The sequence below is a fragment of the Massilia phyllostachyos genome, from assembly GCF_021044825.1.
Classification (GTDB): domain Bacteria; phylum Pseudomonadota; class Gammaproteobacteria; order Burkholderiales; family Burkholderiaceae_D; genus Telluria; species Telluria phyllostachyos.
The window spans coordinates 58,375-71,483 of sequence record NZ_JAJNOC010000005.1 but is presented as its reverse complement, the minus strand read 5'-3'; the positions used below and the strand labels follow the sequence as shown (position 1 = coordinate 71,483).

Here is a 13,109-nt window from a genome sequence, read left to right as displayed (position 1 = left end):
GTAAAGAAGTTGTAGTTTTTAATCTAGTTTTTAAATTAACTTTTGGAGTTACACATGACTGACCTTTCTTTTGTTGCACTGGCTTGCGGTTTGATCATCGGCCTGGGCGCTATCGGTGCTTGCATCGGTATCGCAATCATGGGCGGTAAGTACCTGGAAGCTTCTGCACGTCAGCCAGAACTGATGAACACCCTGCAGACCAAGATGTTCCTGCTGGCTGGTCTGATCGACGCGGCATTCCTGATCGGCGTCGGTATCGCCATGCTGTTCGTCTTCGCACGTCCGTTCAGCTGATCAAGCGCGCGCTTGACCTGAAGAGCCGAACCAGCCGCTGGTTCGGCATCCGTGTTTCTGTAAGAAGGATAAAACCGTGAACCTTAACGCAACTCTGTTTGCCCAGTTCGCTGTCTTCTTCATCCTGGCGCTGTTCACGATGAAATTCGTGTGGCCGCCGCTGATGAAAGCGCTCGACGAGCGCGCCGAGAGGATTGCGAACGGCCTCGCCGCCGCCGACCGTGGCAAGGCTGACCTGGCTGCCGCCGAAAAGCGCGTCCAGGCCGAAATGGCTGGCGCCCGTGACGAAGTCCAGAAGCGCATCGCCGACGCTGAAAAGCGCGCTGCCCAGATCATCGACGCAGCCAAGGCAACCGCCGCCGAAGAAGCCGCCCGCATCGTGGCCGCCGCCAACGCCGACGCCGAGCAGCAAGTCAACCGCGCCCGCGAAGAACTGCGTGGCCAGGTCGCCGCGCTGGCAGTGCAAGGCGCCGAGCAGATCCTGAAGCGTGAAGTGAACGCAGCGGCCCACGCCGACCTGCTGTCGAAACTGTCGACCGAGCTCTGATCATGGCTGAACTCGCAACCGTCGCCCGCCCTTACGCCGAAGCGCTGTACCGTGTCGCCCAGTCGGGCGACGTGGCCGCCTGGTCGGCCGTCGCGACCGAATTGGGCCAGATCGGCGCCAACGCGGACGTGCAGGCCTTCGCCAGCAACCCGAACGTGACGCACGCCCAGCTGGCCGACACGATTGCGTCCCTGGTCAAGTCGCCGCTGAACGCTGAAGCGAAGAACTTTATCGCGATGCTGGCCGAAAACGGCCGCGTCACCCTGCTGCCCGAAATCGCCGCCCAGTTCGCGGCACTGAAGAACGCCAACGAAGGTGCCGCCGATGCGGACATCTACAGCGCCTTCGAGATCTCGGGTGACCAGCTGGCCCAGCTGGTCGCTACGCTGGAAAAGAAATTTGGCCGCAAGCTGAACCCAACGGTGACAGTGGATGAATCGCTGATCGGTGGTGTGCGCGTGGTCGTCGGCGACGAAGTGCTCGATACCTCGGTACGCGCCAAGCTGCAACAGATGCATGTTGCGCTGGTCTCGTAATCGACCGGATCGATAGCCACTCGCCGGCCACAGCGCCCTTGCCCTACGCATCAAAAACATTTGGAGTTAGCACTCATGCAACTTAATTCTTCTGAAATCAGCGAACTGATCAAGAGCCGCATCCAGGGTCTGGAAGGTTCGGCTGAAGTTCGCAATCAAGGCACGGTGATCTCCGTCGCCGACGGTATCTGCCGCATCCATGGTCTGTCGGACGTGATGCAGGGCGAGATGCTGGAATTCCCCGGCAACACCTTCGGCCTGGCGATGAACCTCGAGCGCGACTCCGTCGGCGCCGTCATCCTGGGCGCCTACGAGCACATCTCGGAAGGCGACACCGTCAAGACCACCGGCCGCATCCTGGAAGTGCCGATCGGTCCGGAACTGCGTGGCCGCGTGGTCAACGCACTGGGCCAGCCGATCGACGGCAAGGGTCCGATCAATACCGCCCTGACCGCACCGATCGAAAAGATCGCTCCGGGCGTCATCGCCCGTGAATCCGTCTCGCAGCCGATGCAGACCGGCATCAAGTCGATCGACGCGATGGTGCCGATCGGCCGTGGCCAGCGCGAGCTGATCATCGGCGACCGCCAGACCGGCAAGTCGGCTGTCGCAGTCGACGCGATCATCAACCAGAAGGGCCAGGGCGTCACCTGCGTGTACGTCGCAATCGGCCAGAAGGCGTCGACCATCAAGAACATCGTGCGTTCGCTGGAACAGCACGGCGCGATGGAATACACCATCGTCGTGGCAGCATCGGCGTCGGAATCGGCAGCGATGCAGTACATCTCGGCCTACTCGGGCTGCGCGATGGGCGAATACTTCCGCGACCGCGGCGAAGACGCGCTGATCGTCTATGACGATCTGTCGAAGCAAGCCGTTGCTTACCGCCAGATCTCGCTGCTGCTGCGCCGTCCGCCGGGCCGCGAAGCGTATCCGGGCGACGTGTTCTACCTGCACAGCCGCCTGCTGGAACGCGCAGCACGCGTGAACGCCGACTACGTCGAGAAGTTCACCGGCGGCGCCGTCACCGGCAAGACCGGTTCGCTGACCGCACTGCCGATCATCGAAACGCAAGCGGGCGACGTCTCGGCCTTCGTGCCGACCAACGTGATCTCGATTACCGACGGCCAGATCTTCCTGGAGACCTCGCTGTTCAACGCCGGTATTCGTCCTGCGATCAACGCCGGTATCTCGGTGTCGCGCGTCGGTGGCGCCGCCCAGACCAAGGTCATCAAGGGCCTGTCGGGCGGTATCCGTACCGACCTGGCGCAGTACCGTGAACTGGCTGCGTTCGCGCAGTTCGCATCGGACCTGGATGAATCGACCCGCAAGCAGCTGGACCGCGGCGCGCGCGTGACCGAGCTGCTGAAGCAGCCGCAGTTCTCGCCGCTGTCGACCTCGCTGATGGCCGCATCGCTGTTCGCCGTCAACAAGGGCTACCTGGACGACATCGAAGTCAAGCGCGTCCTGCCGTTCGAGCAGGGCCTGCACACCTTCCTGAAGTCGGGCCACGCCGCCCTGCTGTCGAAGATCGACGAGACCAAGCAACTGGACAAGGACGGCGAAGCTGCGCTGTCGGCCGCCATTGCTGATTTCAAGAAATCCGGCGCATATTAATCACGAGCCGGCGCTGCTCTGGAAGCAGCGCCGGTGCGCGGAAGGAGTAAGGACTCATGGCAGTAGGCAAAGAGATTCGTGGCAAGATCAAGAGCGTAGAAAATACGAAGAAGATCACCAAGGCGATGGAAATGGTCGCCGCATCGAAAATGCGCAAGGCGCAGGACCGCATGCGCGCCGCCCGTCCCTACAGTGAAAAGGTTCGTAGCATCACCGCCAACCTTGCCGGCGCAAACCCGGAGTACACCCACGCATTCATGGCGCAAGCCAAGGACGTGCAGGCAAAAGCAGTCGGCTTCATCGTCGTCACGACCGACAAGGGTCTGTGCGGCGGCATGAACACCAACGTGCTGCGCCAGGTGACGCAGAAGGCGCGCGAACTGGAACAGGCAGGCAACCGTGTCGAGGCAGTCGCCATCGGCAACAAGGGCCTGGGCTTCCTGAACCGCATGGGCATGAAGCTGGTCTCGCAAGCGACCCAGCTCGGCGATACCCCGCACCTGGACAAGCTGATCGGCCCGGTCAAAGTGATGCTGGACGCGTACCAGGAAGGCAAGCTCGACGCTGTCTACCTGTGCTACACCAAGTTCATCAACACGATGAAGCAGGAACCGATGGTCGAGCAACTGCTCCCGCTGCCGGCCAAGCACCTGGAAAAGGATGCCGGCGGGATCAGCTGGGACTACATTTACGAACCGGAAGCGCAAGTCGTCATCGACGAGCTGCTGGTGCGTTACGTGGAAGCGCTGGTGTACCAGGCGGTTGCGGAAAACCTGGCGTCCGAGCAATCGGCGCGCATGGTCGCGATGAAGGCAGCGAGCGATAACGCCGGCAGTGTCATCAGCGACCTGAAGCTGGTCTACAACAAGACCCGCCAGGCAGCGATTACCAAAGAACTCTCCGAGATCGTTTCCGGCGCAGCAGCCGTTTGATGATCAAAGCACAAGAATTTAACTATATCTGAAGGAACGAAAATGGCTGATGGCAAAATCGTTCAGTGTATCGGCGCAGTGGTCGACGTGGAATTCCCGCGTAACGCCATGCCGAAAGTGTACGACGCACTGAAAATGGAAGGTTCGGAACTGACCCTGGAAGTCCAGCAGCAGCTGGGCGACGGCGTGGTCCGTACCATTGCACTGGGCAGCTCGGAAGGCCTGCGTCGCGGCATGATCATCCAGAACACCGGCAACCCGATCATGGTCCCGGTCGGCACCCCGACCCTGGGTCGCATCATGGACGTGCTGGGCAACCCGATCGACGAATGCGGTCCGGTCAGCCACGAGCGCATGGCCTCGATCCACCGTGAAGCCCCGGCCTACGACGAACTGTCGCCGTCGACCGACCTGCTGGAAACCGGCATCAAGGTGATCGACCTGGTCTGCCCGTTCGCCAAAGGCGGTAAGGTCGGCCTGTTCGGCGGCGCCGGCGTCGGCAAGACCGTCAACATGATGGAACTGATCAACAACATCGCGAAAGCGCACTCGGGTCTGTCCGTGTTCGCCGGCGTCGGTGAGCGTACCCGTGAAGGTAACGACTTCTACCACGAGATGGCGGACGCCAAGGTCGTCGACCTGGAAAACCCGACCAACTCGAAAGTGGCGATGGTCTATGGTCAGATGAACGAACCGCCGGGCAACCGCCTGCGCGTCGCGCTGACCGGCCTGACCATGGCGGAAGCCTTCCGTGACGAAGGCAAGGACGTCCTGTTCTTCGTCGACAACATTTACCGCTACACCCTGGCCGGTACCGAAGTCTCGGCACTGCTGGGCCGTATGCCGTCGGCAGTGGGTTACCAGCCGACCCTGGCCGAAGAAATGGGCCGTCTGCAAGAGCGCATCACCTCGACCAAGACCGGCTCGATCACCTCGATCCAGGCCGTCTACGTCCCTGCGGATGACTTGACCGACCCGTCGCCGGCCACCACCTTCGCCCACCTGGACTCGACCGTCGTTCTGTCGCGTGACATCGCCTCGCTGGGTATCTACCCGGCAGTCGACCCGCTCGACTCGACCTCGCGCCAGCTGGACCCGCTGGTCGTCGGCGAAGAGCACTACGCCACCGCGCGCGCCGTGCAGGGCACCCTGCAGCGCTACAAGGAACTGCGCGACATCATCGCGATTCTGGGCATGGACGAACTGGCGCCGGAAGACAAGCTGGTCGTCGCACGCGCTCGCAAGATGCAGCGTTTCCTGTCGCAGCCGTTCCACGTCGCCGAAGTGTTCACCGGCTCGCCGGGCAAGTACGTTTCGCTGAAAGACACGATCAAGGGCTTCAAGATGATCGCATCGGGCGAACTGGACCATCTGCCGGAGCAGGCCTTCTACATGGTCGGCACCATCGAGGAAGCGATCGAAAAGGCCAAGAAACTGGCTGCCTGAGCCGGCTTCTCGAGCTGAAGGATAGACATGGCAAACACTATTCAAGTGGACGTGGTCTCGGCCGAAGAGCAGATCTTCTCCGGCCTGGCTACCTTCGTCGCGTTGCCTGGTGAAGCGGGTGAGCTGGGTATCTACCCGAAGCACACCCCGCTGATCACGCGCATCCGCCCGGGTGCTGTGCGGATCCAGACCGCCGCAGGTGGCGAAGAGTTCGTCTTCGTCGCCGGCGGTATCCTGGAAGTGCAGCCGAACGGCGTGACCGTGCTGGCCGACACCGCGATCCGCGGTGGCGACCTGGACGAAGCGAAGGCGCTGGAAGCGAAGAAGCAGGCCGAAGAGCTGATGCTGAACAAGGAATCGAAGATCGACTACGCGAAAGCCCAGGCCGAGATGGCCGCGGCGATCGCGCAGCTGGCGGCGATCCAGAAGCTGCGTTCGAAAGGACGTTAGATAAACAGTCGCTTTTACGGCGAAAAAAGGCAGCCTTGAGGCTGCCTTTTTTATTGCAGGTTGTCTGAATCTATGGAGCTGAGCAAATTCTTCAGATCATGATCAATTTCTCTCAACTCTGATTCCAGCGTTTTCCTTTGCAACCTAACTTCAGCCAGAGACAAGACCTCTAATTCGTTAACGGACTCCACGAATGCATCAACGCTCAGTGAATAATCGCGAAGTCGAATTTCTGATAACGAGACAAGATTTGAAACGCCAGGTTCGATCTGCCGGTTCCTATAAGCCTCACTAATCTCTATCACTGCCGAATCAGGAAAAATATTTTTTCCTTTGCTGGGCTTAGCAAGACGACGAGCATCATAAAAAAACACATCGGTTTCATTGCGATTTGTCTTAAAGATCAGCAAGGCACCTGCAATGGCAGTGTTTTGAAAGAGTTTATCCGGGAGCGCGATTACAGCGTCAATCAAATTGGCGCCAATCAGTCTCTCCCTAATTTTTCGTTCCGCACCTGATCGAGTCAACACCCCTGTTGACATAACGGCAACCATTCGACCGTTCTTCTTGCACAATGTGGCCAGCATATGCTGGATAAAAGCAAAATCCGCACTGCTTCTTGGCGGAGTACCAAAATCGTATTGGCCTAAATCATCGCTTTCAAACTCTTCATTCCAGCGCAGGCCCCAAGGCGGATGTGCGACGGCAACGTTAAACCGCGGACCACTCTTAGATAGTCGAGCGAAATACTTAGGGTCTAATGAGTCACGATTTATAATTTTTGTGGAGCTGTATCCATGCGAAATTAAGTTGATCTTTGCTATCATCCATGCATTTCTGTTTTTCTCATTTCCATACAACGTTGTACTCCTACGCTGATCATCTTTAGCACACTCTAGAAGTAGATGACCGGAACCGCAAGCTGGATCATAGATAACTTCGTTGTGAGATACATTGACAATATTTGCGACGATTCTAGCAATCTCGTGAGGTGTATTGAATTCCGGACCTTGGAGAGGGCTAAGGACACTACTTGATGCACATGCAAAGAACTGATCTAGCGTGTATTTAGCGAATCCAGGTCCTTTGGAACGATGTAGATTGGCTTCATCAATTGAAAGAAGCAGCTTCTTTAAAACAGTCCAATTATTATTTCGACCAGAAAAACGCGCATTACCGAAGTCTAGCGTGAGAAATACATCACGCAATTCGTCCTCGTTTAAGTCTTCTAGTAGCTCGAAAGCCAAATTGACTCTAAAGCCTAGATCCTTCTCATCAAGATTATTTAATAAATACCTATAGCTGGCCGTCGGCACAACATGTATTTTATGGAATATGCTAGGCCTTTCATTTGATTCCTCTAGCCATTTTAGAAAGACAAGCGCAGTTATATGTTGAAAGGCTTCTTGTAAGGAAAAGCCGTCCCGCAGGATGTCAAATACATCGTATAAAGATAATTCAAAAACCTTGTCTTCACTAATCATGGGCAGTCCTTGAGTAGCTTGGAACATGCAAGCTGAACCTCCAGAGAAGTTAAACGATCGATTTCTTGGCTCACTTTCTTTCTCGTGTCTAAGAGCTTTTGTAATCGTATAATCCGATGCTGCGTCGATAAGTTCGGAATTTCGAGACCTAATTGCAATAAGCGACTTTTATTTAATGCTTTTATGACGGCCCCAGATACGGACGAGCTTATAGCTTGTTGTGCCGACGTGCTATTTAGATACCAAACTAAAAAATCAGGCAGAACATTGTCGCTAGTTGTACGAATTACATATATTTGTCCAACTGGAAACACTACTTCATTTGTGTCTGGGAAGATTCGCGCAGGATAATTTGTTCCACGTGCTGGCATGATGATATCAGTTGCTCGCAGTTTCTGAGAAAGCTGTGCTTCCGTTACCTCAACTAAAGGAAGTTCTTCGAAGGTTGGTGGCCACTCTGCCACAATATCTCTAATAGAGATCACTCGGGCGTTTCCATCGTCAACCTCGACAGGTGCCTTGTCACGGAAGATCATCAAGGTGCGGATATCAACTACTTGATCTAATGTTGTCATCATAGTGTATAGACCCCTCATTGAGAGGGGTCGAAATATGCAACTTAGTTACGGTTAGGCTTACATAGATAGACAACACAGACCACGAGAAGAGCAACGAGAAGTCCTCCAAACGGGTGATGATCGATGACCTTAATCAGTGTGTTCGCCGCCTCGATCCACGTTGGAATCTCGTCTACTTTCTGTTTGATAAGCGCGTGACTAGTATCGACAGATGACGATTGAATAAAGTAAAATGGTTTCATAGTGTTTTCAGTTTAGGTTCAATCTAGGCGCAGTTGCCGCTGCGCCGGGTACTTCGAGTACACCTGGAAGTGACGTAACAATAGCTCGGGAAGTATGTGCTGTCAACAGTGTACTCAAAGTACCCGCCAGTTTTCTTTCCACTAGCGGTCTCGGACGCATGAAGGTCGACATCCCGCGTCGCAGGGTGGCAGCTCGTTGTTCTCTCGGCGCTTGCCGCCAGCGCAGCGGACTTGCTGGCCAAGGTAACGGCGCTGTTATCTATATGGCAACCGGTTTCACCGCGGTTACCCTTGTGGCCACTAATGACCCGGCACGCGTATACTGCGCACGGTTAGGTAACGCACAAGGCAGCTTCGAGGTTTCGGCATAGCATGGATCGATCTCCCGCATGGACATCCTTGTCGAGCCAATCATGACCGCTGACCCCAACCGCCAGCCAGACACCCCGAACGACCGTTTCGGACAGACCTTGTACCGCTTTCTCTTCTTCGACTGGCTGTTCCGCGACGTCAGCGGCGCGCGCGACCTGTTCGAGCGCCACGCCGCGCATGAGCACAACCGCCGCATGAGCCGCTACCTGCCGGTCTATATGCGGCGCTGGTCGGTGCTGGCCGGCTTCGACTTCGCGATCGGCTTCCTGTTCGAGCGGGTGCTGTCGGCCACCATGCTGTCGGCCCTGTTCTTCACCGGCTCCTGCGTCACGCTCACCGGCATCGTCGTGATGACCGTGAGCTGGCTGATCCTGAGCTCGGCCAAGCTGTCCTGACAGGCTCCCGTTCGCCCCCGCCGGGCGACCATTCAGCCCATCCGCGCTGCCACCGGTCGGCTCGCGGTTGTGGCGGCCCAGGGCATAGCCATACAGTCGGCACTCCATAACAAGAAAGGAGTCCGATCATGTTCATCCGATCCGCTCTGTGCGCCGCCGTGCTGCTGCTGTCCCGGCCGCAGGCCGCGTTCGCCTTCGACGCTCCGCTGACGCGCGCCGAACAGGACCTGGCGTTCCGCCTGCACGCAACCCTTGCCCCTTACTTCCCGCCGGACGCGCCCGGCGCCGCCGTCATCGTCGTCAAGGACGGCAAGACCATCCTGCGCACCGCCTACGGCATGGCCGACACCGCGCGAGGCGTGAAGATGCGGCCCGAAGTGGCGCTGCGCATCGGCTCGATGACCAAACAGTTTACCGCCGCCGGCATCCTGCTGCTGGCGGACGAGGACAAGCTGTCGCTGCGGGACGAGATCACGACCTATCTGCCGGACTACCCGACCCAGGGCCGCAAGATCACCATCGAGCACCTGCTGACGCATACCTCGGGCATCGTCAGCTACACCGGCCGGCCGGGCTACGCGCAGCGCGCGCCGCAGAACACGACGGTGGCGGCGCAGATCGACTCGTTCAAGAACGACCCGATGCAGTTCGAGCCGGGCACGCAGTACCGCTACAACAATTCGGGCTACTACCTGCTCGGGGCCATCATCGAGAAGGTATCCGGGCAGCCGTATCACCAGTTCCTGGAGCAGCGCATCTTCGTGCCGCAGGGGATGACGCACACGGCCTACGAGGGCTACGAACGCGGCAAGTGGCCGGGCGCCGCCGGGCACACCCGGCTCGAGCAGGGTTTCGGTCCGGCGCGGCCGCTCGGCGCCAACCAGTCCTATGCCGGCGGCGCCCTGGTCTCGACCATCGACGACCTGGCGAAGTGGGATGCGGCCGTGGGCAAGCAGCTGCTCAAGCCGGCCACCTGGCAGCGCGCCTTTACGTCCTACCGGCTGGCGGACGGCAAGGACAGCAATTACGGCTATGGCTGGGAACTGACCTTGGTGCAGGGCGAGCCGGCGGTCGGCCACAGCGACGCGACGCGGGGCTTCCGTTCCTATGGTCTGCGGCTGCCGGGCAAGGGCGTGTACGTGGCGGTGCTGACCAACAGCGACTCCGGCACCGTGGTCCCGGATGTGGTGACGCGCCGCGCCGCCGCAGTCGCCATCGGCAAGCCCTTCCCGGAATTCCGGGAGGTGGCGCTGGACGCCGCCAGCCTGGACGCGGTAGCGGGCGCTTACACGCATGAAAAGGAGCCCCAGCGCGTGTTCCGGCGTGACGGTGACTACCTGGCCCTGCAGCGGCCGGGTCGCGGGCCGTTGGTGCTCAAGGCGATGTCGACCGATACCTTCTTCGTGCCCGACACCGTCGACTGGTTCGTGTTCCAGCGCGACGCCGCCGGCAAGGCCACCGGCGTGACCTACCACCAGGATGGACGCGCGCTGGCGCATGCCCGAAGCGGAGACGCGCCGCCGCCGCGGGTAGTGGCGAAGATCAGCGACGCGGCCTTCGATGCGCGGGCCGGCCGCTACGAAATCCAGCCGGGGATGGTGCTCAAGGTCTCGCGCGATGGCGGGCGCTACTACCTGCAGCCGAGCGGGCAGCGCCGGGTCGAGATCTTCCCCTTGAGCGAATCGCGCTTCTTCGCCCGCGACGTCGAGGCCGACATCAGCTTCGAGGAGGGCGGCATGATCTTCAGGCAGGGCGGCCGCAGCCATACTGGTCGCCGGATTTGACGTCCTGGACCGCATAAACGCCCTTTCGTCGCCCGCTATTTGCCCGGCACGCCTGCCGGGCATATTCTCGACGGTACCGACAATCACACAGGGGATCCCGACCATGCTGTTCCGTACCGCCGTCTGCGCCGCCGTCCTGCTGCTCTGCCACCCACAAGCGGCACTCGCCCGGGACGCCGCCACCGCCACGCTCGCCGAGCAGGACCTGGCCAGCCGCATCGACGCCTCGATCGCACCCTATTTCAAACCCGATGCGCCGGGCGCCACCGTCATCGTGGTCAAGGACGGCAAGACGGTGCTGCGCAAGGCCTACGGCATGGCCGATACCGCGAAGGGCGTCAACATGGCCCCGGAGATGGCGCTGCGCCTGGGCTCGATCACCAAGCAGTTCACGGCGGTCGCCATCCTGATGCTGGCGGAAGAAGGCAAGCTGTCGGTCGACGACGACATCACCAGGCACCTGCCGGACTACCCGACCCGCGGCAAGAAGATCACCATCGAGCACCTCTTGACCCATACCTCGGGCATCGCCAGCTACACCGGCAAGCCGGACTACGTGACGCGGATGGCGCAGGACCTCACGGTGGCGCAGATGATCGACAGCTTCAAGAACGACCCGCTCGACTTCGAACCGGGCAGCCAGTACCGCTACAACAACTCCGGCTACTTCCTGCTGGGGGCGATCATCGAGAAGGTCTCCGGCCAGACGTATGCGGCCTTCCTCGAGCAGCGCCTGTTCGCGCCGCTCGGGATGCGCGACACCTATTACGAAGGGACCGGCAGCAGCCGCGCGCCGGTGGCGGCGGGCCACAGCCGCACGGCGACCGGGTTCGGCGCCGCCGCGCCGCTCAGCATGAGCCAGCCCTATGCGGCCGGCTCGCTGGTGTCGACGGTGGACGACCTGGCGCGCTGGGACGCCGCCATCTCCGCCGGCAAGCTGCTCAAGCCGGCCAGCTGGCAGCGCGCCTTTACCTCCTACCGCCTGGCCGACGGCAAGGCCACCAACTACGGCTATGGCTGGGACGTGGCGACGATCCAGGGCCAGGCGGCGATGGGCCACGGCGGCGGCATCAACGGCTTCAGCACCCATGCACTCCGTTTCCCGGACCAGAAGGTGTTCGTGGCGGTGCTGACCAACAGCGACAGCGGCCCCGCCAATCCGGGCGTGGTGGCGCGCAAGGCGGCCGGCATCGCCATCGGCAAGCCCTACCGCGAGTTCAGGGAAGTGGCGCTGGATGCGGCGGCGCTCGACGCCGTCGCCGGCAGCTACACGGTCGACAAGGGCGTGCAGCGGGTGTTCAAGCGCGCGGGCGATGGTTTCGTCATGCAGCGCAGCGGGCGGCCGCCGGTGCCGGTCAAGGCCGCGTCGAAGGACGAATTCTTCATCCCCGGCAGCCTCGATTGGTTCGCCTTCCAGCGCGATGCCAGCGGCAAAGCCACCTCCGTGACCCTGTACCAGGACGGCAATGCGAAGGTGGAGCCGCGCAGCGGCGACGCGCCACCGGCACGCAAGGCGGTCAAGATCGCCAATGCCGCCTTCGATGCGAAGGCGGGGCGCTACGAGCTGCGCCCGGGCTTCGTGATGGAGCTGACGCGCGAGGGCGAGCGCTACTTCGCCCAGGCCACGGGACAGGGCAAGCTCGAGATCTTCCCGGAGAGCGAGACCGTGTTCTTCTCGAACGTCGTGGATGCCGATATCGTGTTCGAAGGGGAGGGCATGGTGCTCAAGCAGGGCGGGCGCAGCACGCCGGGCCGCAAACTGTAGGGCGGTCGGCGAAAGCCGACCACCCTACCGCGCCTGCTCGCCCGCCAGGCGCAGCGCCACCTTGTGCCGGAAGTAGTCCTCCTTCACGTAGCGGTACAGGTTCGCGCCCGGGCACACGGTCTTGTCGGAGTGGTCGCGGTGGCTCTTGATGTCGTCGATCGACACCTTGTATTTCGACGCCAGCATCGCCATCAGGTCGACCACGGCATCCAACTGGGCCTGGTTCGGTTCGACCTCCTCGAAATTGCCGACCACCTCGATGAGCGCGTGGCCGCCCGGGTCGTATTCGGTGTTGGTGTCGCCCGCGTAGTCGATATTCCTGGCCTCGTACATGCGGCCATCGAGATCGATCACGTAGTGATAGGGGATGTCGAGCCAACCCTTGGTGGTGCGCGACCAGGTCTGCAGGCGGCGCAGGTAGGCCTGCGGGTCGGTGCCCGGCTTGAACGGCTCGCCCTGGTGGTGCAGGGTGATCTGGGTGATCGTGTGGCGGCGCGCCTTGCTGGCATCGGCGGGTGTGCCGCCCCAGGCGGCGACGGGGACGATGGCGCGTTCGACGGCGGCGAGCGGTTCGGCGGCGTGGGCAGAGGAGATCAGCAGGAAGGCGAGGATGGACAGGGCGATGGGGCGCATGGATGGCTTCGGTCGGGAACGAGTCCGCATCTTT

The 13,109-nt window shown here is 60.4% G+C and carries 13 protein-coding genes; 10 read left to right on the top strand and 3 right to left on the bottom strand.

The genetic code is table 11. The features are described 5' to 3' along the window. Positions 1-54: 54 nt before the first annotated feature. The 7 genes from atpE to LQ564_RS15765 all read left to right on the top strand — a co-directional run bounded on the left by atpE (position 55) and on the right by LQ564_RS15765 (position 5,822). A complete protein-coding gene (atpE, locus tag LQ564_RS15795; RefSeq protein WP_056340707.1) occupies positions 55-294 on the top strand; it encodes a F0F1 ATP synthase subunit C in 240 nt (79 codons plus the stop codon). Positions 295-370: 76 nt separating this feature from the next. Further along, positions 371-841, top strand: coding sequence for a F0F1 ATP synthase subunit B (locus LQ564_RS15790; RefSeq protein ID WP_231059072.1), 471 nt, complete (start codon positions 371-373; stop codon positions 839-841). Positions 842-843: 2 nt separating this feature from the next. After that, a complete protein-coding gene (locus LQ564_RS15785; protein ID WP_231059071.1) occupies positions 844-1,377 on the top strand; it encodes a F0F1 ATP synthase subunit delta in 534 nt (177 codons plus the stop codon). A gap of 75 nt (positions 1,378-1,452) precedes the next feature. Then, positions 1,453-2,994 (top strand): F0F1 ATP synthase subunit alpha, encoded by a 1,542-nt coding sequence (gene atpA / locus LQ564_RS15780; RefSeq protein WP_231059070.1) that lies wholly within the window; start codon positions 1,453-1,455, stop codon positions 2,992-2,994. Positions 2,995-3,050: 56 nt separating this feature from the next. Then, positions 3,051-3,926 (top strand): F0F1 ATP synthase subunit gamma, encoded by an 876-nt coding sequence (gene atpG, locus LQ564_RS15775; RefSeq protein WP_231059069.1) that lies wholly within the window; start codon positions 3,051-3,053, stop codon positions 3,924-3,926. A gap of 42 nt (positions 3,927-3,968) precedes the next feature. Continuing rightward, on the top strand, positions 3,969-5,372 hold the full coding sequence (gene atpD, locus LQ564_RS15770) for a F0F1 ATP synthase subunit beta (protein WP_036253147.1): 1,404 nt from the start codon (positions 3,969-3,971) through the stop codon (positions 5,370-5,372). Between the two features lie 27 nt (positions 5,373-5,399). Further along, positions 5,400-5,822 (top strand): F0F1 ATP synthase subunit epsilon, encoded by a 423-nt coding sequence (locus LQ564_RS15765; RefSeq protein ID WP_231059068.1) that lies wholly within the window; start codon positions 5,400-5,402, stop codon positions 5,820-5,822. A 50-nt stretch (positions 5,823-5,872) separates the two neighbouring features. Here LQ564_RS15765 and LQ564_RS15760 read toward each other — a convergent pair whose 3' ends face one another. Continuing rightward, positions 5,873-7,306 carry an N-6 DNA methylase gene (locus LQ564_RS15760; protein WP_231059067.1) on the bottom strand — a complete coding sequence of 478 codons (1,434 nt, stop codon included), beginning with the start codon at positions 7,304-7,306 and terminating at the stop codon, positions 5,873-5,875. After that, positions 7,303-7,884, bottom strand: coding sequence for a restriction endonuclease subunit S (locus tag LQ564_RS15755; RefSeq protein WP_231059066.1), 582 nt, complete (start codon positions 7,882-7,884; stop codon positions 7,303-7,305). Before LQ564_RS15755 ends, LQ564_RS15760 begins: the two co-directional genes overlap by 4 nt. Positions 7,885-8,539: 655 nt before the next feature. Between LQ564_RS15755 and LQ564_RS15750 the strand changes: the two genes are divergently transcribed. The 3 genes from LQ564_RS15750 to LQ564_RS15740 all read left to right on the top strand — a co-directional run bounded on the left by LQ564_RS15750 (position 8,540) and on the right by LQ564_RS15740 (position 12,442). Then, positions 8,540-8,893: a hypothetical protein gene (locus LQ564_RS15750; RefSeq protein WP_231059065.1), complete on the top strand. Its 354-nt coding sequence runs from the start codon at positions 8,540-8,542 to the stop codon at positions 8,891-8,893. A gap of 128 nt (positions 8,894-9,021) precedes the next feature. Then, the gene (locus LQ564_RS15745) at positions 9,022-10,677 is read left to right on the top strand and encodes a serine hydrolase (RefSeq protein WP_231059064.1); all 1,656 of its coding nucleotides are present in this window, start codon (positions 9,022-9,024) and stop codon (positions 10,675-10,677) included. A 103-nt stretch (positions 10,678-10,780) separates the two neighbouring features. Further along, complete coding sequence (locus LQ564_RS15740) at positions 10,781-12,442, top strand: serine hydrolase (RefSeq protein WP_231059063.1); 1,662 nt, start codon at positions 10,781-10,783, stop codon at positions 12,440-12,442. Between the two features lie 24 nt (positions 12,443-12,466). Here the strand turns inward: LQ564_RS15740 and LQ564_RS15735 are convergent, their stop codons facing one another. Continuing rightward, a complete protein-coding gene (locus tag LQ564_RS15735; RefSeq protein ID WP_269143572.1) occupies positions 12,467-13,075 on the bottom strand; it encodes a peptidoglycan recognition protein family protein in 609 nt (202 codons plus the stop codon). Positions 13,076-13,109: the final 34 nt, after the last annotated feature.